Source organism: Variovorax sp. YR750 (assembly GCF_900109805.1).
Lineage (GTDB): Bacteria > Pseudomonadota > Gammaproteobacteria > Burkholderiales > Burkholderiaceae_C > Variovorax > Variovorax gossypii.
The window spans coordinates 84,148-105,003 of sequence record NZ_FOBJ01000008.1 but is presented as its reverse complement, the minus strand read 5'-3'; the positions used below and the strand labels follow the sequence as shown (position 1 = coordinate 105,003).

The following is a 20,856-nucleotide window of genomic DNA, read 5'->3' as shown; positions in this document are numbered from 1 at the left end:
GCGTTCGCCATACGGCGCACTTAAATTACAGCCACTGCCCTAAAAGGAGAGACAAGCATGTCGGCAAATCCCGAGAACCTGTTCGGCTCGGCCGCAAACGATGCGGACGCCCAGGAGACCCGTGAATGGATGGATGCACTGTCCTCCGTCATCCAGAGCGAGGGGCCGGAGCGGGCCCACTTCCTTCTCGAGCAGTTGCTCGAACATGCGCGGCAGAACACGGTCGACATGCCGTTCTCGGCCAACACCGGCTACGTCAACACCATCGAACCCTCGCAGGAGGCTCGCAGCCCCGGCAACCTCGAGATCGAACAGCGCCTGCGCGCCTACATGCGCTGGAATGCGATGGCCATGGTGGTCAAGGCCAATCGCCACCATCCGCCCGAGGGCGGCGACCTGGGCGGCCACATCGGCTCCTTCGCCTCGCTGGCCAGCATGTTCGGCGCCGGCTTCAACCACTTCTGGCACGCCGAGAGCGAGAACCACGGCGGCGACCTGCTCTACATCCAGGGCCACGTCTCTCCCGGCATCTACGCCCGCGCCTACCTCGAAGGTCGTCTCTCCGAAGAGCAACTGCTTAATTTCCGCCAGGAAGTCGACGGCAAGGGCCTCTCCAGCTATCCGCACCCCAAGCTGATGCCCGAGTTCTGGCAGTTCCCCACGGTGTCGATGGGCCTTGGCCCGCTGATGGCGATCTACCAGGCGCGCTTCCTCAAGTACCTGCACGCACGAGGCATCGCCAACACCGAGAACCGCAAGGTCTGGGTGTTCTGCGGCGACGGTGAAATGGACGAAGTCGAATCGCTGGGCGCCATCGGCCTGGCGGCACGCGAGAACCTCGACAACCTGATCTTCGTCATCAACTGCAACCTGCAGCGCCTCGACGGTCCGGTGCGCGGCAACGGCAAGATCATCCAGGAGCTCGAAGGCGAGTTCCGCGGCGCCAACTGGAACGTCGTCAAGCTGATCTGGGGCAAGGGCTGGGACGCCCTGCTCGAGAAGGATCATGACGGCGCGCTGCGCAAGATCATGATGGAGTGCAACGACGGCGACTACCAGTCCTTCAAGGCCAACGACGGCGCCTACGTCCGCAAGAACTTCTTCGGCCGGGATCCGCGCACGCTGAAGATGGTCGAGCACATGACCGACGACGAGGTCTGGAACCTCCAGCGCGGCGGCCATGACTCGCAGAAGGTGTACGCCGCCTTCCACTCGGCCCAGAACCACAAGGGCCAGCCGACCGTCCTGCTCGTGAAGACCGTCAAGGGCTTCGGCATGGGCAAGATCGGCGAGGGCAAGAACACGGTCCACCAGACCAAGAAGCTCGGCGACGAGGACATCAAGGCCTTCCGCGACCGCTTCAACATTCCGATTCCCGACAGCCAGATCGCCGAGCTGCCGTTCTACAAGCCGGCCGACGACACGCCGGAAATGCGTTACCTGCACGAGCGCCGCAAGGCGCTGGGCGGCTACCTGCCGCACCGCCGCGTCAAGGCCGACGAGAGCTTCACGGTGCCGTCGCTCGACACCTTCAAGGCGGTGATGGAGCCCACGGCCGAAGGCCGCGAGATCTCGACCACGCAGGCTTATGTGCGCTTCCTCACGCAACTGCTGCGCGACAAGGCGCTGGGCCCGCGCGTGGTGCCGATCCTCGTGGACGAGGCGCGCACCTTCGGCATGGAAGGCCTGTTCCGCCAGATCGGCATCTACAACCCGCACGGTCAGCAGTACACCCCGGTCGACAAGGACCAGGTCATGTACTACAAGGAAGACAAGTCCGGCCAGATCCTGCAGGAAGGCATCAACGAGGCCGGCGGCATGTCGAGCTGGATCGCGGCGGCCACGTCGTACAGCACGAACAACCGAATCATGGTGCCGTTCTACGTGTACTACTCGATGTTCGGCTTCCAGCGCATCGGCGACCTGGCATGGGCTGCCGGCGACATGCAGGCGCGCGGCTTCCTGCTGGGCGGCACCTCGGGCCGCACCACGCTGAACGGCGAAGGCCTGCAGCACGAAGATGGCCACAGCCACATCCTGGCCAACACCATCCCGAACTGCGTGAGCTACGACCCGACCTTCGCGCATGAAGTCGGCGTGATCCTGCACCACGGCCTGAAGCGCATGGTCGAGAAGCAGGACAACGTCTACTACTACCTGACGCTGCTCAACGAGAACTACGCGATGCCCGGCCTCCAGCCCGGCACCGAAGAGCAGATCATCAAGGGCATGTACCTGTCGAAGCAGGGCCCTGCGATCAAGGCCGCCAAGGGCAAGGAAGCGCCGACCGTGCAACTGCTGGGCAGCGGCACCATCCTGCGCGAAAGCTTTGCCGCACAGGAACTGCTCGAACAGGACTGGGGCGTGTCGGCTTCCGTGTGGAGCTGCCCGAGCTTCAACGAGCTCACCCGCGACGGCCAGGACGCCGACCGCTGGAACCTGCTGCACCCCGACCAGACGCCGCGCGTGCCCTTCGTGGCCGAGCAGCTCGCCGCCTCGACCGGCCCGGTGGTCGCCTCGACCGACTACATGAAGGCCTACGCCGAGCAGATCCGCCCCTTCGTGCCGAAGGGCCGCAACTACAAGGTGCTGGGCACCGACGGCTTCGGCCGCAGCGACTTCCGCAGCAAGCTGCGCGAGCACTTCGAGGTCAACCGCCACTACATCGTGGTGGCTGCGCTCAAGGCCCTGAGCGAAGACGGCATCGTGCCGGTTGCCAAGGTGGTGGAAGCGATCAAGAAGTACGGCATCAATGTCGACAAGGTCAACCCGCTCTACGCCTGATCCCCAATCAACAACCAATCAACGAACGAACGGCGCCTGACGGCGGGAGACAACGATATGGCAGCAGTGGAAGTGAAGGTGCCGGACATCGGCGATTTCGATGAAGTCGCGGTGATCGAGGTGCTCGTGAAGGTGGGCGACACGGTCAAGGCCGAGCAGTCGCTCATCACGGTGGAGTCGGACAAGGCCTCGATGGAAATTCCGTCGTCGACCGCCGGCGTGGTCAAGGAACTGAAGGTCGAGGTCGGCAGCAAGGTGAAAGAGGGCTCGGTGGTGCTCGTGCTCGAGGCCGAAGGAGCGGGTGCCGCAGCACCGGCTCCTGCGCCTGCCGCGGCCCCGGCTGCCGCAGCGCCTGCACCGGCCGCGGCAACGCCCGCGCCGGCTCCTGCCGCCGCACCCGCGGCTTCCGGCCCGGTCGAGGTCAAGGTGCCCGACATCGGCGACTTCAAGGACGTCGCGGTCATCGAAGTGCTCGTGAAGGTGGGCGACTCGATCAAGACCGAGCAGTCGCTCATCACGGTCGAGTCGGACAAGGCCTCGATGGAAATCCCGTCGTCGGCTGCCGGCGTGCTCAAGGAACTCAAGGTCAAGGTGGGCGACACGGTCAACATCGGTGACCTGATCGCCGTGCTCGAAGGCGCCGCCGGTGCGGCTGCTCCGGCACCTGCCCAGGCTGCAGCAGCCGCTGCCGCTCCGGCAGCCGCCACGGCAAGCGCTCCTGCTCCGGCTGCCGCGGCGCCTGCACCCGCCGCAGCGGCTCCCGCCCACAACCCGACGGTCGCTCCCACCGGCAGCCTGCCGCACGCCTCGCCTTCGGTGCGCAAGTTCGCGCGCGAACTCGGCGTGCCGCTCGAGGAGGTCAAGGGCTCCGGTCCCAAGGGTCGCATCACGCAGGAAGACATCCAGAGCTTCACCAAGGCCGTGATGAGTGGCCAGGCCAGCACCAAGGCCTCGGCGGCCAAGGCGCCGGCTGGCGGCGGTGCCGACGGTGCGGCGCTGGGCCTCATCCCGTGGCCCAAGGTCGACTTCACCAAGTTCGGCACGGTCGAGCGCAAGGACCTGTCGCGCATCAAGAAGCTCAGCGGCGCGAACCTGCACCGCAACTGGGTGATGATCCCGCACGTCACCAACAACGACGAAGCGGACATCACCGAACTCGAAGCCTTCCGCGTCTCCACCAACAAGGAGAACGAGAAGTCGGGCGTCAAGGTGACGATGCTGGCCTTCGTCATCAAGGCGGTGGTCGCGGCGCTGAAGAAATTCCCCGAGTTCAACACCAGCCTGGACGGCGACCAGCTCGTCTACAAGCAGTACTACCACATCGGCTTCGCGGCCGACACGCCCAACGGCCTCGTGGTGCCGGTGCTGAAGGATGCCGACAAGAAGGGCATCCTGCAGATCAGCGCCGAGATGGGCGAGCTCGCCAAGAAGGCGCGCGACGGCAAGCTCGGCTCGGCAGACATGCAGGGCGGCTGCTTCTCGATCAGCTCGCTCGGCGGCATCGGCGGCACGCATTTCACGCCGATCATCAATGCGCCCGAAGTGGCCATCCTCGGCCTCTCCAAGGGTCAGATGAAGCCGGTGTGGGACGGCAAGCAATTCGTGCCGCGCCTCACGCTGCCGCTGTCGCTGTCGTACGACCACCGCGTGATCGACGGCGCCCTGGCTGCGCGTTTCAACGCCTACCTGGGGCAAGTGCTCGCGGACTATCGCCGTATCCTGCTATGACCACCGTAGTGGCCGTCCGCAAGGGTGGCCAGGTCACGATGGCAGCCGATTCTCTGGTGACCTTCGGCGACACGCGGCTCTCGCACCGCGCCGAGGCGAACCAGAAGATCTTCACCGTCGAGGACGCGGCGGGACAGAGCCTGTTCGCCGTGGCCGGCGCCGCCGCGCACTTCCTGGTGCTGCAGCACGCGCTGGCCGCGCAGCCGCGCGAGCAGCTGATGTTCGGCAGCAAGCACGAGATCTTCCGCACCTTCACGATGCTGCATCCGGTGCTGAAGGACTCGTTCTTCATGCAGACCAAGGAAGACGAGCACGAGCCCTACGAGTCGAGCCAGTTCACGATGCTGATGGCCAACCAGAGCGGCATCTACGGCATCTACAGCTACCGCGAGGTGTTCGAGTTCAAGGAGTTCTGGGCCATCGGCTCGGGACGCAGCTTTGCGCTCGGCGCCATGCACGCGGCCTATGACATCAAGTCGCGCACGTCGCGCGACGTGGCGGAGGCGGGCATCGCCGCCGCCTGCGAATTCGATCGCAATTCGGCCCCACCGGTCGACGTTCTCACACTCAAACTGAAAGTGTCCAAATGAGCGAACAACAAATCAAGGTGCCCGACATCGGCGACTTCGACGAAGTCGCGGTCATCGAGGTGCTGGTCAATGTCGGAGACACGGTCAAGGCCGAGCAGTCGCTGATCACGGTCGAATCGGACAAGGCCTCGATGGAGATCCCGTCGTCCGCCGCCGGCGTGGTGAAGGCGCTCGCGGTGAAGGTGGGCGACAAGGTCAAGGAAGGCTCGGTGGTGCTGACGCTGGAAGTCGACGGTGCCGCGGCCCCCGCGCCCGCAGCGGCGGCGCCCGCCCCGGCGGCAGCGGCTCCTGCACCGAAGGCGGCTGCTCCCGCGCCGGCCCCCGCTGCACCGGCCGTGGCCGTGTCCAGCTACGGCGGCAAGGTCGATGTCGAGTGCGACGTGATCGTGCTCGGCGCCGGCCCCGGCGGCTACTCGGCGGCCTTCCGCGCCGCAGACCTCGGCCTGAAGGTCGTGCTGATCGAGCGCTACGCCACCCTCGGCGGCGTGTGCCTGAACGTGGGCTGCATCCCTTCGAAGGCGCTGCTGCACGTGGCCTCCGTCATGGACGAGGTCAAGCACTTCGCCGATCTCGGCGTGAGCTTCGCCGCCCCGACGGTCGATCGCGCCAAGCTGCTCGGCCACAAGAACAAGGTGGTGGGCAAGCTCACCAGCGGCCTCACGGCCATGGCCAAGATGCGCAAGGTGACGGTGCTGCGCGGCGTCGGCAACTTCATCGACCCGTATCACATCGAGGTCGAGGAAACCTCCGGCACCAGCTGGGACACCACTGGCAGCAAGCAGACCGTGAAGTTCCGCAGTGCCATCATCGCGGCCGGCTCGCAGGCCGTGAGCCTGCCCTTCATGCCGAAGGATCCGCGCGTGGTCGACTCGACCGGCGCGCTCGAGATGGGTACCGACCCCAAGCGCATGCTGATCCTGGGCGGCGGCATCATCGGCCTCGAGATGGGCACTGTGTACTCCACGCTGGGCGCGCGCCTGGACGTGGTCGAAATGCTCGACGGCCTGATGCAAGGCGCGGACCGCGACCTCGTGAAGGTCTGGCAGAAGATGAACGCGCCGCGCTTCGACAACATCATGCTCAAGACCAAGACGGTCGGCGCCGAAGCCACGAAGGAAGGTATCAAGGTCACTTTCGAGGGCGAGAACGCGCCGAAGGAGCCGCAGGTGTACGACCTGGTGCTGCAGGCCGTGGGCCGCAGCCCCAACGGCAAGAAGATCGGCGCCGAGAAGGCTGGTGTCACGGTGAGCGACCGCGGCTTCATCCCGGTCGACATCCAGATGCGCACCAACGTGCCGCACATCTTCGCCATCGGCGACATCGTGGGCCAGCCCATGCTGGCGCACAAGGCGGTGCACGAGGCGCACGTGGCGGCCGAAGTCATTGCCGGCGAGCTGAAGGGCGACAAGGAGCTGTCGAGCGCGGCCTTCAACGCCCGCGTGATTCCGAGCGTGGCCTACACCGACCCCGAAGTGGCGTGGGTCGGCCTGACCGAGGACCAGGCGAAGGCCGAGGGCATCAAGGTCAAGAAGGGGCACTTCCCGTGGACCGCTTCGGGCCGCGCCATCGCCAACGGCCGCGACGAAGGCTTCACCAAGCTGCTGTTCGACGCGGAGACGCACCGCATCCTGGGCGGCGGCATCGTCGGCACGCATGCCGGCGACATGCTGGGCGAGATCGCGCTGGCGATCGAGATGGGCGCGGACGAGATCGACATCGGCAAGACCATCCATCCGCACCCGACGCTGGGCGAGAGCATCGGCATGGCGGCGGAAGTGGCTCACGGCACCTGCACGGACCTGCCGCCGCAGAAGAAGAGCTGACGGAAAAGAGCTGAAGGCGCCGGTCGACCGACCGGACGCCCATAAAAAAATCCCGCCGAGGCGGGATTTTTTTTCGTCCTTGATCAGGAGATCAGTAAACCGGGAAGAGGGCGGGGCTCAGTTGCCGGTATTGGCGACAGCCGCGGCCTTCACTTCGTCCGCCGGTCCGCCGACCACGCGGCGGGCACCGTCGAAGCGGCGCTGCCAGTAGCTGCCGTTCATGTCTTCCACGCGAACCTGGGCGCCGGAGCGGGGGGAATGGATGAACTTGCCTTCGCCGACGTAGATACCGACATGGCTGAAGGCGCGGCGCATGGTGTTGAAGAACACGAGGTCGCCGGGCTTGAGCTGATCGCGGTCGATCTTCTCGGTGGCGGCGGCCTGCTCTTCGGCGCGGCGGGGGAGCATGTGGCCGACCGTCTGGTTGTACATGGCGCGGACGAAGCCGCTGCAGTCGAAACCCGATTCGGCGGTGTTGCCGCCGCGACGGTAGGGAACGCCGAGGAATCCGATGGCGGTCACCACCAGGTCGGAGGTGCGTTCGGTGACGGTTTGACGAACCTGCTTGAGTTGTCCGATCAGACCTTTGTCGGCAAGCATTCGTGCCAGCTCGTCATCGGTCTTTTCCTGTTGGGGGGCTGCATGGACTGCAACGGCAAAGAGGAGGGACGCGGGTAGGACGAAAAAACGCATGGCGCGTAGGATATTGATGACGTGCGGTTATGTCAATTTAAAAAGAATTAGCGAATCCCTCTGTAAGTCATTGATTTACATGGAAAATTTCGATTCGGCCAAAGAAAAAATGTAACGACGAACGTTTATGCTCCATAAACGGTTGACCGCGAAAAGGCCTTCGCGAGTCGGGAGAACCAAGGGTTTTGCTGGATTCGGTCGTTATTTATCGACAAGATCCATGCAACTTCACGGAAAAGTCATGAACTTGCAGTGCTCCCCGTCTTTGATTTCTTTTCGCCGCTGGACATTTGTCACGGTAATCGGTTTCTGCGCGGCCGCTGCGGCCCAGACCAGGCCCGAGACGGTGGCCACGGGTCTCGAAAATCCGTGGGGCGTCGCCTTCCTGCCTGGCGGCCGTTTCGTGGTGACGGAGCGGCCCGGCCGCCTCCGGCTGGTCGGCGCCGACGGCAAGGTCGGTGCTCCCATCGCCGGCATGCCTCCCATTGCGGCAGGCGGCCAGGGCGGCCTGCTCGACGTGCTGGCCGACTCCGGCTTCGAGAAGAACCGCACGCTGTATTTCTGCTTCTCCGAGCCCGATGCCGCCGGCTCCGCCAACAGCACGGCGCTGGCCCGCGCCAACCTGTCGGCCGACGGCACGAGGCTGGAGGAGTTGAAGATCATCTTCAGCCAGCAGCCCAAGGTGGCCAGCCGCAATCACTTCGGCTGCCGCATCGTCGAGGCGCGTGACGCCACGCTGTTCCTCACGCTCGGCGACCGCTTCAGCCGCAAGGAAGACGCGCAGAAGCTCGACAACCATCTGGGCAAGATCGTGCGCATCGCCAAGGACGGCTCGGTGCCCAAGGACAACCCCTTCGTCGGCAAGGCGGGCGCGCTGCCCGAAATCTGGAGCTACGGACACCGCAACGGGCAGGGCGCCACGCTCGCGCCCGACGGCCGCCTCTGGATGACCGAGCACGGCCCGCAGGGCGGCGACGAGATCAACATTCCACTGGCAGGCCGCAACTATGGCTGGCCCGTCATCACCTACGGCGAGAACTATGGCGGCGGCAAGATCGGCGACGGCATCACGGCCAAGGAAGGCATGGAGCAGCCGCTGCACTACTGGGTGCCGTCGATCGCACCCTCCGGCATGGCGTTTCTGACCAGCGACCGCTACGGCGCCGCCTGGAAGGGCAACCTGTTCGTCGGCTCGCTCAAATTCGGCTATCTCGACCGTATCGAGCTGAAGGGCGGCAAGGTGGCCGCCGAGCACAAGCTGCTGGCCGAGGGCCGCGCCCGAATCCGCGACGTGAAGCAGGGGCCTGACGGATTGCTTTACGTGCTGACCGACGAAGCCGACGGCAAGCTGCTGCGCCTGCGGCCGAATTGAGCTCCGGTTGCCCGTTCAGCCGGGGCAGCCCGGCAGCGGCAGGGTCGGCAGCATGCGGCGCCAGAGGCGGTTCCACTCGGGCCAGTCGTGCCCGCCTTCGGTCGTGAAGATGCGTTCGGGCGGCAGCACGTTCGCCAGCAGCCGGTTGCTGAAGGCGAAACGGTCATCCAGGCCGTAACCCAGATAGAGCGGCGGCCGGGCGCCCGCCGTGTTCGTGAAGCCCGAATAGCCGCGCAGCCATTGCCAGAGCTGGGTCTCATCGGGCGTGCGGGGAGGGCTTGCGGCAGGGTCGACCAGCGGGCCGCGCCAACTGGCGAGACCACCGGCATTGGCGATGTCGGCGCTGAGCGCGCGCTCGCCGAGGTAGGGCGCCAGCGTCACCAGTCCCGCGAGTTCGCCGGGGTGGGTCTGCGCATAGAGCATTCCGCCGAAGCCGCCGAGCGAGATACCGACGAACCAGATGTGGCGATAACCCCGGCTGCGTGCCGGCACCATCACGTCGGCGCTCAGGCGGTCGAGGACGGACTTGTCGTTGAAGTAGCCGAGGTGCGAGTCGACCAGCATCACGTCGGCCGCGATGCGGTTCTCACGGACCGCGCGGACGAAGCCTTCGCGCTCGAATTCGTCGGGCGTCGAGTACGCGCCGGGGAGCATCACCAGCAGCGTGTCGACGTTGCCGCGCGGGCAGCTGCTTTTCTCGAGCGAGGTCGCCATCGGCACCGTGGCCTTGCGCACGCCGCCGCATGCCATGACGAGCAGCGCGGCGCCCAGGCCCACTGCTGCGAGCCGCAACCGTTTCGAGAAGAGCTTCATCCGCCGAAGTCTAGGCGCGCCGCGAGGCCGGCAGGTTGACCATCACGGACTGCCCGGGCGCGGTGCAGCCGGTGTCGCAGCACTTGCCGGGCTGGCGGTTGCGGGTGATGGCGCGCTCCGGGTCGTGAGGCGCGGCCGAGGGCGAGCCGTCGGCCGCGATGCCTCGTTCGAGGATGCGCTCGACCAGCTCGACCTTGGAGCCCACCGGGTAGTTGCGCCAGATCTCCTGCTTCATCGCCGCGGGCGAGCCGCCGCCGTGCAGGCTGATCACGCTGTACCAGCCGCCCTGGTAGCCGGCCGTCAGGTCTTCGATGAAGCGGGCGGTCTCGATGCGCTGCTCGTAGGGAATGGCGGGGTTGGCGCGCAGCACATCGGACAGGCGGGCGGCGGTCTCGGGGTTGTGGTCTTCGTCGGGGCCGGGCAGGGTGACGATCAGGCCTCCGCTCACGTAGTGCGCGATGCGGTGCATGTCGTAGATCTTCGTGGCGAGCAGCAGCTTGCCGATGTTGCTGAACACCGGATCGGGCATGAAGACCTCGCAGTGCTCGTCGGCCTTGCCGTACACGCTGGCCGCCACGCCGCAGGCGAAGAAGCTCTCGGTGATGGTGATGAGCTCGACCATCTGCTCGCGCAGGTGGGTTTCCTTGCCAGGGTCGAAGCCGTTGGCCTCGCACATCAGCGCGCCTGCGCCGATCAGCAGGTCGCCGAAGCCGGCGCGCGCACCGATGCAACTGTGGCGGTGGTGCGTGGCATAGCTGTAGGTCAGGTGGCCGGAGTGTTCCCACTCGCCGGCGTAGAACACGCGCTCCCAGGGCACGAACACCCTGTCGAACATGCACACGCCGGTGCTCTGGCCGTACTTGCGGCTGAACAGGGCCTCGCCGTGCTCCAGCTTCTCGCCGGGCCGGCCCGCCGGTCGCGCGACGATGGTGAGGCCCGGCGCATCGAGCGGCACGGCGCAGCAGACGGCGAAGTCGGCGTCCTCCCGGCCCATGTTGCGGCAGGGCATGACCAGCAGTTCGTGCACGTAGGGCGCCCCGGTCACGATGGCCTTGGTGCCCGAGATGAAGATGCCGCGCGCATTGCGCTCGACCACGTGCAGGTAGCTGTCGACGTTGGCCTGCTCGTGCGGGCGGCGGCTGCGGTCGCCCTTGGCGTCGGTCATGGCGACGCCGAGCGTCAGGTCCTGGTCTTGCACGCGGTGCAGGTATTCGTGGAAGCGCGCCGTGTGCTCGGTGCTGCCGCGGGCGTCGTCGATGCGGGCCGACACCTGGGCGATGGCGTTGAGCGCGTCGTGCGTCAGGTAGCGCTGGGCGCAGCCGGTTTCCTGGCAGACCAGACGTACGGCCTCGAGCTTGTTGAGCAGGTCGCCCGCGCTGGTGTTGATGTGGGAGAGCCGGTTGACCCGCTTGCCGCTGGTGTGCTGTACGGCAGTCATCAGCGGCTCGTATTCCTTCTTCAGGGCGTAGTCGTAGGTGAGGGCGATGGCATTGATGCCGGGCTGGAAGGCGGGTTCGTCGGCCACGCTGTCGACGCGGCGGCCATCGACGAAAACGGTGGGCTCGTAGCGGCGCAGCGATTCGCGGTAGTCGGCGCCGGACATGAGGGAGGCGCTGGGAAGCGGGGCGTTCATCGAGTTTGTCTCCTGGCTGTTCTGTCAAGATTTAAACACCGTTTAATTTTTCGATCAACGATCAAAAAACTGAATCGACAATCAATCCGAGGGCTATAGTCCCGCCCATGCACGCCAAGCTCCAACGCCGACAGGCGCTCACCGATGCCCGCCGTTCGCTCGTGCTCGATGCCGCCCGCGCGGTCTTCCTGGAGGCCGGCATCGAGGGGGCGAGCGTCCGCGAAATCGCCAGGAGGGCGGGCTATACCCCGGGCGCGATCTATTCGTACTTCGAGAGCAAGGAGGCGATCTACGCGGCCCTGCTCGACGAGTCGATTCAGCGGCTGCAGGCTGCGGTGGCCGAGGCCCCGGTGTCGCAGGACGGCCCCGGCCAGGCGCTCGCCGCGAGGGCCCAGGCGTGGTTCGACTTCTACGCCGCGAATCCGCGCGAACTGGACCTTGGCTTCTATCTGGTGCAGGGCATGCGACCGCGCGGCCTGACCAGCGAGCTCGACCACGAGCTGAACGACCATCTCTACCAGGCCCTGCGTCCCTGCGAGGAGGCGCTGCAGGAGCTGGGGCTCGACGCGGACGCCGCTCTGCGCGAGAACACCGCGCTGTTCGCCCATGGCGTCGGCCTGCTGCTGATGCAGCACACGGGGCGCATCCGCATGTTCAGGCAGTCGGCCGACGCGCTGTTCAAGGCCTATGTGGCGCAACTGGTGCAGCGCGTCGATGGCGGCACGCGTCAACCCGGTCTTTTCGGTGGTACGGTTCAGCCCGATTCAACCGATTCCTGAAAGAAACTGTTCATGCTGCTCGACGTCTCGCAATCCCAACTCGTCCTGGTCGACTACCAGGAGCGCCTGATGCCGGCGATCTTCGAGGGAGAAGCGGTCGCACAGAACGCCGTGCGGCTCGGCAAGATGGCGAAGCTGCTCCAGGTGCCGGCGTGGGGCACCGAGCACAACCCCTCCAAGCTGGGCCAGAACCTGCCCGACATCCGCGCGCAGTGCCAGCGCACCCTGTCGAAGATGCATTTCAGCGGCGTGGAGGAGGGCCTGGGCGAGTGGTTGCGCGTGCCGGCCAAGGCGCCGCAGGGCAATGCGCGGAGTCTGCCCAAGCATCTGCAGAAGCCGCAGACGGCCGCAGAGGAGCGCAACAGCATCGTCATCGCCGGCTGTGAGGCCCATGTCTGCCTGCTGCAGACGGCGCTCGATTTGCTGGAAGACGAGTTCGAGGTCTGGGTCGTCACCGACGCCTGCAGCTCGCGCACCGAGCGCAACCGCGATGCCGCCTTCGACCGGCTGGCCGGTGCCGGCGCCGAACTCGTGACGACCGAGATGGTCGGCTTCGAGTGGCTGCGCACGGCGGAGCATCCCGCGTTTCCCGAAGTGCTCTCGCTCATCCGGTAACCGAGGCAGCGGAGGAAAGCCGGGTTGCTCCGGCTGTCAGCTTGCTGCAAGATCGGTCTCCATAATTATGAATTCAGTTTTGGCGCGACAGCCGGAACGGAACGAATAACAGGAGACAAACCGAGATGAGCCGCTATGAAGAGTTCTATCGTCAATCCGTCGACGCGCCCGAGGCCTTCTGGGCCGAGCAGGCGAAGCTGATCGACTGGCAGACGCCCGCCCAGCAGATCCTCGACGCCAGTCAGCCGCCGTTCGCGCGCTGGTTCGTGGGGGGCACGACCAACCTGTGCCACAACGCCGTCGACCGGCATCTGGCGGCGCGGGGCGACCAGCCGGCGCTGATCTTCGTTTCCACCGAAACGGGCGTCGAGAAGAGCTACAGCTTCGCCGAGTTGCACGCCGAGGTGCAGCGCACGGCCGCCAGCCTCGTCGAGCTGGGGGTGGGCAAGGGCGACCGCGTGCTCATCTACATGCCGATGATTCCGGAAGCCGCCTTCGCGATGCTGGCCTGTGCGCGCATCGGCGCCATCCACTGCGTGGTGTTCGGCGGCTTCGCCAGCGGCTCGCTGGCCACGCGCATCGAGGATGCCGAGCCCAAGGTGATCGTGAGCGCCGATGCGGGCTCGCGCGGCAACAAGGTCATCGCATACAAGCCGCTGCTCGACGAGGCGATCCGGTTGTCGAAGCACAAGCCCTCGGCCGTGCTGCTGACCGACCGCGGCCTCGCGCCGATGGACCTGACGCCCGGCCGTGACCATCTGGCCCCCGAGCTGCGCCGCAAGCACCTCGACGCGAAGGTGCCCTGCACCTGGCTCGCCTCCACCGACATCAGCTACACCATCTACACGAGCGGCACCACCGGCAAACCCAAGGGCGTGCAGCGCGACGTGGGCGGCTACGCGGTCGCGCTGGCTGCGAGCATGAAGCACATCTTCGACGGCCGGCCGGGGGAAACCTATTTCTCCACCAGCGACATCGGCTGGGTGGTGGGCCACAGCTATATCGTCTACGGTCCGCTGATCGCGGGCATGGCGACCATCATGTACGAGGGGCTGCCCACGCAGGGCATCGACCGGGAGCCCGACGGCGGCATCTGGTGGCGCCTCGTCGAGAAATACAAGGTGACGGTGATGTTCAGCGCGCCCACGGCGGTGCGCGTGCTGAAGAAGCAGGACCCGGCGCTGCTGAAGAAGTACGACCTGTCGACCCTGCGCGCACTGTTCCTGGCCGGCGAGCCGCTGGACGAGCCCACCGCCCGCTGGATCAGCGAGGGCCTGGGCGTGCCGATCATCGACAACTACTGGCAGACCGAGTCGGGCTGGCCGATGATCACCATCGCCAACGGCGTCGAGGCCAAGGCCAGCAAGTTCGGCAGCCCCGGCGTGCCGATGTACGGCTATCGCATCAAGATATTGCACGAGTCGACCGGCGAGGAGCTCACCGGCGCGAACGAGAAGGGCGTGGTCGTGGTCGAGGGGCCGACCCCGCCGGGCTTCATGCAGACCGTCTGGAAGGACGACGCGCGCTTCGTCAACACCTACTGGAAGAGCGTGCCCGGCAAGATGGTCTATTCGACCTTCGACTGGGGCATCCGCGACGAGGACGGCTATTTCTACATCCTCGGGCGCACCGACGACGTGATCAACGTGGCGGGCCACCGCCTCGGTACCCGCGAGATCGAGGAAAGCATCTCGGGGCATCCCAACGTGGCCGAGGTGGCGGTGGTCGGCGTGGCCGACGCGCTGAAAGGGCAGGTCGCGATGGCCTTCGTGGTGCCGAAGGACGGCAAGGCCGTGGCGGACGCCGACGCGGCCCTCAGGCTCGAGGGCGAGATCATGAAAGTGGTGGCCGACCAGCTCGGCGCCCTGGCGCGGCCGGCCCGCGTGCGCTTCGTCTCCGGCCTGCCGAAGACCCGCAGCGGCAAGCTGCTGCGCCGGGCCATCCAGGCCGTCTGCGAGCAGCGCGACCCCGGCGACCTGACCACCATCGACGACCCCGCCACCCTGCAGCAGATCAAACAGTTACTCGCTTCCGCCTGAATGAGCGGCGAATGAGCAACAGGAGGGGTTGCGAAGCCCGGTTGGACCGTCATATGGTTGACGTGGCACAATGCCAAGGTACTCAGGCCCTTCCCCAGCCACAGTCGCATCCGCCAATCGGTTCAGCCGTGTCGCGGAAGGTTTCTTAAACCAGCTAGTGCTTCCCTCAGGGAAGCGAAGGTCAGCGGATCATGAGCGATTCCTCTACGCCCTCGGCGTATACCGCCTATCAAGGCAACACGTACCTCTTCGGCGGCAACGCCCCCTATGTCGAGGAGATGTACGAGAACTACCTCTCCAACCCCGGCAGCGTGCCCGACAACTGGCGTTCGTACTTCGACGCGCTGCAGAACGTCCCCGCCGCCGACGGCACCAACACCCGCGACGTCCCCCACCTGCCGGTCATCAACGCCTTCGCCGAACTGGCGAAGCAGGGCACGACCAAGGTCGTGCAGGCCAGCGGCGCCGACTCCGAACTCGGCCGCAAGCGCACGGCAGTCCAGCAGCTGATCGCCGCCTACCGCAACGTCGGCGCCCGCTGGGCCGACCTCGACCCGCTCAAGCGCGCGGAGCGTCCCTCCATTCCTGAACTCGAGCCCTCGTTCTACGGCTTCGCCGACGCGGACCTCGAGACGGTGTTCAACACCAGCAACACGTTCTTCGGCAAGGACACCATGTCCTTGCGCGACCTGCTGAACGCGCTGCGCGAAACGTACTGCGGCACCATCGGCGCCGAGTACATGTACACCACCGACCAGAACCACAAGCGCTGGTGGCAGCAGAAGCTCGAGAGCGCCCGCACCAATCCCAAGCTGAACGCCGACCAGAAGAAGCGCGTTCTCGACCGCCTGACCGCGGCCGAAGGCCTGGAGCGCTTCCTCCACACCAAGTACGTCGGCCAGAAGCGCTTCTCGCTCGAAGGCGGCGAGAGCTTCATCGTCGCGATGGACGAGCTCATCAACCGCGCCGGCGAGAAGGGCGTGCAGGAAATCGTGATCGGCATGGCCCACCGCGGCCGCCTGAACGTGCTGGTGAACTCGCTGGGCAAGATGCCCGCCGACCTGTTCGCCGAGTTCGACCACACGGCTCCCGAAGAGCTGCCCAGCGGCGACGTGAAGTACCACCAGGGCTTCAGCTCCGACGTCAGCACCCCTGGCGGCCCGGTGCACCTGTCGCTGGCCTTCAATCCCTCCCACCTCGAAATCGTGAACCCGGTCGTCGAAGGTTCGGTGCGCGCGCGCATGGACCGTCGCGGCGACAAGGAAGGCGACTCGGTGCTGCCGGTGCTCGTGCACGGCGACGCGGCCTTCGCCGGCCAGGGCGTGGTCATGGAAACGCTGGCGCTGGCCGAAACCCGCGGCTACTACACCGGCGGCACGGTCCACATCGTCATCAACAACCAGATCGGCTTCACCACCAGCGACCCGCGCGACAGCCGCTCGACGCTGTACTGCACGGACATCGTGAAGATGATCGACGCGCCGGTGCTGCACGTGAACGGCGACGATCCCGAAGCCGTGGTGCTGTGCATGCAGCTCGCGCTGGAGTTCCGCCAGGAATTCAACAAGGACGTGGTCATCGACATCGTCTGCTACCGCAAGCTGGGCCACAACGAGCAGGACACCCCCTCGCTCACCCAGCCGCTGATGTACAAGAAGATCGCCCAGCACCCCGGCACCCGCCGTCTGTACGCCGACAAGCTGGCCGCGCAAGGCATGGGCGACACGCTCGGCGACGACATGGTCAAGGCCTACCGCGCCGCCATGGACGCGGGCAAGCACACCATCGACCCGGTGCTGACCAACTTCAAGAGCAAGTACGCGGTCGACTGGAGCCCCTTCCTCAACAAGAAGTGGACCGACGCCGGCGACACCGCCATCCCCACGACCGAGTGGAAGCGCCTGGCCGAGAAGATCACCACCGTGCCGCAAGGCTTCACCGTGCACCCGCTGGTGAAGAAGGTGCTGGACGACCGCGCGGCCATGGGCCGTGGCGACGTCAATGTCGACTGGGGCATGGGCGAGCACATGGCCTTCGCCTCGCTGGTGGCCAGCGGCTACCCGGTGCGCCTGTCGGGCGAGGACTCGGGCCGCGGCACCTTCACGCACCGTCACGCGGTGCTGCACGACCAGAACCGCGAGAAGTTCGACGAAGGCACCTATGTGCCGCTGCAGAACGTGGCCGACAACCAGGCTCCGTTCGTCGTCATCGACTCCATCCTCTCGGAAGAAGCGGTGCTGGCCTTCGAATACGGCTACGCCTCGAACGACCCCAACACCCTGGTGATCTGGGAAGCGCAGTTCGGCGACTTCGTCAACGGCGCCCAGGTCGTGATCGACCAGTTCATCGCCTCGGGCGAAGTGAAGTGGGGCCGCGTCAACGGCATCACCATGATGCTGCCGCACGGCTACGAAGGCCAGGGCCCCGAGCACAGCTCGGCACGCCTGGAGCGCTTCATGCAGCTGGCCGCTGACGCCAACATGCAGATCGTGCAGCCGACCACGGCCAGCCAGATCTTCCACGTGCTGCGTCGCCAGATGGTGCGCAACCTGCGCAAGCCGCTGATCATCATGACGCCGAAGTCGCTGCTGCGTAACAAGGACGCGACCTCGCCGCTGTCCGAGTTCATCAAGGGCGGCTTCCAGACCGTGATCCCCGACAGCCGCGACCTGAAGGCCGAGAAGGTCAAGCGCCTGATCGCCTGCTCGGGCAAGGTCTACTACGACCTGGCCAAGAAGCGCGAGGAGAAGGAAGCCGACGACGTCGCGATCATCCGCGTCGAGCAGCTCTATCCGTTCCCGCACAAGGCATTCGCCGCCGAGATCAAGAAGTACCCGAATCTCGTCGACGTGGTCTGGTGCCAGGACGAGCCGCAGAACCAGGGCGCCTGGTTCTTCGTGCAGCACTACATCCACGAAAACATGCAGGAAGGCCAGAAGCTCGGCTACTCCGGCCGTGCCGCCTCGGCATCGCCGGCGGTGGGCTACTCGCACCTGCACCAGGAACAGCAGAAGGCGCTCGTCGATGGCGCGTTCGGCAAGCTCAAGGGCTTCGTGCTGACCAAGTAATCCAGTCCTCTTTCACACGAACACCCTGAAGAACAAATCGGAGCCCACTCCAAATGTCTATCGTTGAAGTCAAAGTCCCCCAGCTTTCCGAATCCGTGGCCGAGGCCACCATGCTCACGTGGAAGAAGAAGGCCGGCGAAGCCGTCGCCGTCGATGAAATCCTGATCGAGATCGAGACCGACAAGGTCGTGCTCGAAGTGCCCGCTCCCTCGGCCGGCGTGCTGGCCGAAATCGTCCAGCCCGACGGCGCCACCGTGGTTGCCGACCAGCTGATCGCCAAGATCGACACCGAAGGCAAGGCCGGCGCGGCCGCTCCGGCAGCGGCACCCGCCGCCGCGGCGCCGGCGCCTGCTGCAGCTCCGGCCGCAGCCGCTGCCGCCGCCACCGGCGGCTCGAAGGCCGACGTGGCCATGCCCGCCGCCGCCAAGCTGCTGGCCGACAACAACCTGAAGACCGGCGACGTGGCCGGCACCGGCAAGGACGGCCGCGTCACCAAGGGTGACGTGCTCGCCGCCGTTGCCTCGGGCGCCAAGCCCGCCGCACCCGCAGCCACCATCGCCGCGCCGGCTGCCAAGCCCGCGCTGCCGCAGGTCGCCGCTCCGACGAGCGCGCCCGACCTGGGCGAGCGCCCCGAGCAGCGCGTGCCGATGAGCCGCCTGCGCGCCCGCATCGCCGAGCGCCTGCTGCAGTCGCAGTCGACCAACGCCATCCTGACGACCTTCAACGAAGTGAACATGGCACCCGTCATGGAGTTGCGCAAGCGCTTCCAGGACAACTTCACCAAGGAACACGGCGTGAAGCTCGGCTTCATGTCCTTCTTCGTGAAGGCGGCAGTGCACGCACTCAAGAAGTACCCGGTGCTCAACGCCTCGGTCGACGGCAACGACATCCTGTACCACGGCTACTTCGACATCGGCATCGCCGTCGGTTCGCCGCGCGGCCTGGTGGTGCCGATTCTGCGCAATGCCGACCAGATGAGCTTCGCCGACATCGAGAAGAAGATCGCCGAGTACGGCAAGAAGGCCCAGGAAGGCAAGCTCGGCATCGAAGAGATGACCGGCGGCACCTTCTCCATCTCCAACGGCGGCACCTTCGGCTCGATGCTCTCGACCCCGATCATCAACCCGCCCCAGTCGGCCATCCTCGGCGTGCACGCCACGAAGGACCGCGCAGTGGTCGAGAACGGCCAGATCGTGATCCGTCCGATGAACTACCTGGCGATGAGCTACGACCACCGCATCATCGACGGCCGCGAAGCCGTGCTGGGCCTGGTCGCCATGAAGGAAGCGCTGGAAGATCCGTCGCGCCTGCTGTTTGATATCTGACCCACCCCCGTTGCTTGCTCACTTCGTGTAGCCGCCTCCCCCCTCGAGGGGGCGCACCCTGCGGCCCGGCAAAGCCGGTTCCGCGGGTGCCTCCGAACAGGCCTGCGCTTCGCGCGGCCCTGATCGGAGGCGGTACACAGGATTACGAAAGAACCTATGTCCAAACAATTTGACGTGATCGTCATCGGCGGTGGCCCCGGCGGCTACATCGCGGCCATCCGCGCTGCGCAACTCGGCTTCAACGTCGCCTGTATCGACGAGTGGAAGAACGGCAAGGGCGGCCCCGCACCGGGCGGCACCTGCACCAACGTCGGCTGCATTCCTTCCAAGGCGCTGCTGCAATCGTCGGAGCACTTCGAGCAGGCCGGCCATCACTTCGCCGACCACGGCATCAAGGTCGAAGGCCTGGGCCTCGACGTCGAGAAGATGCTGGCCCGCAAGGACCAGGTCGTGAAGCAGAACAACGACGGCATCCTGTACCTGTTCAAGAAGAACAAGATCGCCTTCTTCCATGGCCGCGGCTCGTTCGTGAAGACGGACGCAGGCGGCTACGAGATCAAGGTGGCCGGCGCCGCCGAAGAGTCGATCGTCGGCAAGCACATCATCCTGGCCACGGGCTCCAACGCTCGCGCGCTGCCGGGCGCGCCCTTCGACGAGGAAAACATCCTCTCGAACGACGGCGCTCTGCGCATCGGCGCGGTGCCGAAGAAGCTGGGCCTGATCGGCTCGGGCGTTATCGGCCTCGAAATGGGCTCGGTGTGGCGTCGCCTCGGCGCGGAAGTCACGGTGCTCGAAGCACTGCCGACCTTCCTCGGCGCTGTGGACGAGCAGATCGCCAAGGAAGCCAAGAAGGCCTTCGACAAGCAGAAGCTCAAGATCGAGCTCGGCGTGAAGGTCGGCGAGATCAAGTCGTCGAAGAAGGGCGTGAGCGTTGCCTGGACCAACGCCAAGGGCGAAGCCCAGACGCTGGAAGTCGACAAGCTGATCGTGTCGATCGGCCGCGTGCCCAACACCATCGGCCTGAACGCCGAAGCCGTGGGCCTGAAGCTCGACGAGCGCGGCGCCATTGCCGTGGACGACGAGTGCAAGACCAACCTGCCCAACGTGTGGGCCATCGGCGACGTGGTGCGCGGCCCGATGCTGGCGCACAAGGCCGAGGAAGAGGGCGTTGCCGTTGCCGAGCGCATTGCCGGCCAGCATGGTCACGTCAACTTCAACACGATCCCGTGGGTGATCTACACCAGCCCCGAGATCGCGTGGGTGGGCCAGACCGAGCAGCAGCTCAAGGCCTCGGGCCGTGCCTACAAGGCCGGCACCTTCCCGTTCCTCGCGAACGGCCGCGCACGCGCGCTGGGCGACACGACCGGCATGGTCAAGTTCCTGGCCGACGCCGCGACCGACGAGATCCTGGGCGTGCACATCGTGGGCCCGCAGGCCAGCGAGCTGATCTCCGAAGCCGTCGTGGCGATGGAGTTCAAGGCCAGCGCGGAAGACATCGCGCGCATCTGCCACGCGCACCCGTCGCTGTCGGAAGCCACGAAGGAAGCGGCACTCGCCGTGGACAAGCGCACGCTGAACTTCTGATCTCACCGAT

Annotated in this window: 14 protein-coding genes; 11 read left to right on the top strand and 3 right to left on the bottom strand. The window is 66.0% G+C overall.

Annotation, left to right across the window (positions count from 1 at the left end; all coding sequences use genetic code 11):
- Nucleotides 1–57 precede the first annotated feature (57 nt).
- The 4 genes from aceE to lpdA (BMY35_RS17675) are packed head-to-tail and all read left to right on the top strand — an operon-like array spanning nucleotide 58 to nucleotide 6,925.
- Nucleotides 58–2,784 (top strand): pyruvate dehydrogenase (acetyl-transferring), homodimeric type, encoded by a 2,727-nt coding sequence (aceE, locus tag BMY35_RS17690; RefSeq protein ID WP_093201632.1) that lies wholly within the window; start codon nucleotides 58–60, stop codon nucleotides 2,782–2,784.
- 57 nt (nucleotides 2,785–2,841) lie between these two features.
- A complete protein-coding gene (aceF, locus tag BMY35_RS17685; protein WP_093201629.1) occupies nucleotides 2,842–4,512 on the top strand; it encodes a dihydrolipoyllysine-residue acetyltransferase in 1,671 nt (556 codons plus the stop codon).
- Entirely contained in the window at nucleotides 4,509–5,102 is a 594-nt protein-coding gene (locus tag BMY35_RS17680; protein ID WP_093201627.1) for an Ntn hydrolase family protein, read from the top strand. The genes aceF and BMY35_RS17680 overlap by 4 nt, the downstream gene beginning before the upstream one ends.
- On the top strand, nucleotides 5,099–6,925 hold the full coding sequence (lpdA, locus tag BMY35_RS17675; RefSeq protein ID WP_093201624.1) for a dihydrolipoyl dehydrogenase: 1,827 nt from the start codon (nucleotides 5,099–5,101) through the stop codon (nucleotides 6,923–6,925). The genes BMY35_RS17680 and lpdA (BMY35_RS17675) overlap by 4 nt, the downstream gene beginning before the upstream one ends.
- Nucleotides 6,926–7,042: 117 nt before the next feature.
- On the opposite strand, the gene BMY35_RS17670 is transcribed toward lpdA (BMY35_RS17675), so the two are convergent.
- Nucleotides 7,043–7,618, bottom strand: coding sequence for a C40 family peptidase (locus BMY35_RS17670; protein ID WP_093201621.1), 576 nt, complete (start codon nucleotides 7,616–7,618; stop codon nucleotides 7,043–7,045).
- A gap of 241 nt (nucleotides 7,619–7,859) precedes the next feature.
- Between BMY35_RS17670 and BMY35_RS17665 the strand changes: the two genes are divergently transcribed.
- Complete coding sequence (locus tag BMY35_RS17665) at nucleotides 7,860–8,990, top strand: PQQ-dependent sugar dehydrogenase (protein ID WP_093201618.1); 1,131 nt, start codon at nucleotides 7,860–7,862, stop codon at nucleotides 8,988–8,990.
- A 15-nt stretch (nucleotides 8,991–9,005) separates the two neighbouring features.
- On the opposite strand, the gene BMY35_RS17660 is transcribed toward BMY35_RS17665, so the two are convergent.
- Nucleotides 9,006–9,803 carry an alpha/beta fold hydrolase gene (locus BMY35_RS17660; RefSeq protein ID WP_093201616.1) on the bottom strand — a complete coding sequence of 266 codons (798 nt, stop codon included), beginning with the start codon at nucleotides 9,801–9,803 and terminating at the stop codon, nucleotides 9,006–9,008.
- Nucleotides 9,804–9,813: 10 nt separating this feature from the next.
- Nucleotides 9,814–11,436 (bottom strand): 4-hydroxyphenylacetate 3-hydroxylase family protein, encoded by a 1,623-nt coding sequence (locus BMY35_RS17655; RefSeq protein ID WP_093201613.1) that lies wholly within the window; start codon nucleotides 11,434–11,436, stop codon nucleotides 9,814–9,816.
- A 107-nt stretch (nucleotides 11,437–11,543) separates the two neighbouring features.
- Here BMY35_RS17655 and BMY35_RS17650 point away from each other — a divergent pair, with 107 nt between their 5' ends.
- The 6 genes from BMY35_RS17650 to lpdA (BMY35_RS17625) all read left to right on the top strand — a co-directional run bounded on the left by BMY35_RS17650 (nucleotide 11,544) and on the right by lpdA (BMY35_RS17625) (nucleotide 20,846).
- Nucleotides 11,544–12,215: a TetR/AcrR family transcriptional regulator gene (locus BMY35_RS17650; RefSeq protein ID WP_093201611.1), complete on the top strand. Its 672-nt coding sequence runs from the start codon at nucleotides 11,544–11,546 to the stop codon at nucleotides 12,213–12,215.
- 12 nt (nucleotides 12,216–12,227) lie between these two features.
- Entirely contained in the window at nucleotides 12,228–12,830 is a 603-nt protein-coding gene (locus tag BMY35_RS17645; protein ID WP_093201609.1) for an isochorismatase family protein, read from the top strand.
- A gap of 71 nt (nucleotides 12,831–12,901) precedes the next feature.
- Nucleotides 12,902–14,869, top strand: coding sequence for a propionate--CoA ligase (locus tag BMY35_RS17640; protein WP_256228784.1), 1,968 nt, complete (start codon nucleotides 12,902–12,904; stop codon nucleotides 14,867–14,869).
- Nucleotides 14,870–15,060: 191 nt separating this feature from the next.
- A complete protein-coding gene (locus tag BMY35_RS17635) occupies nucleotides 15,061–17,937 on the top strand; it encodes a 2-oxoglutarate dehydrogenase E1 component (protein WP_093201603.1) in 2,877 nt (958 codons plus the stop codon).
- Nucleotides 17,938–17,990: 53 nt separating this feature from the next.
- Nucleotides 17,991–19,262, top strand: coding sequence for a 2-oxoglutarate dehydrogenase complex dihydrolipoyllysine-residue succinyltransferase (odhB, locus tag BMY35_RS17630; protein ID WP_093201601.1), 1,272 nt, complete (start codon nucleotides 17,991–17,993; stop codon nucleotides 19,260–19,262).
- Nucleotides 19,263–19,418: 156 nt separating this feature from the next.
- Nucleotides 19,419–20,846 (top strand): dihydrolipoyl dehydrogenase, encoded by a 1,428-nt coding sequence (lpdA, locus tag BMY35_RS17625; RefSeq protein ID WP_093201598.1) that lies wholly within the window; start codon nucleotides 19,419–19,421, stop codon nucleotides 20,844–20,846.
- Nucleotides 20,847–20,856: the final 10 nt, after the last annotated feature.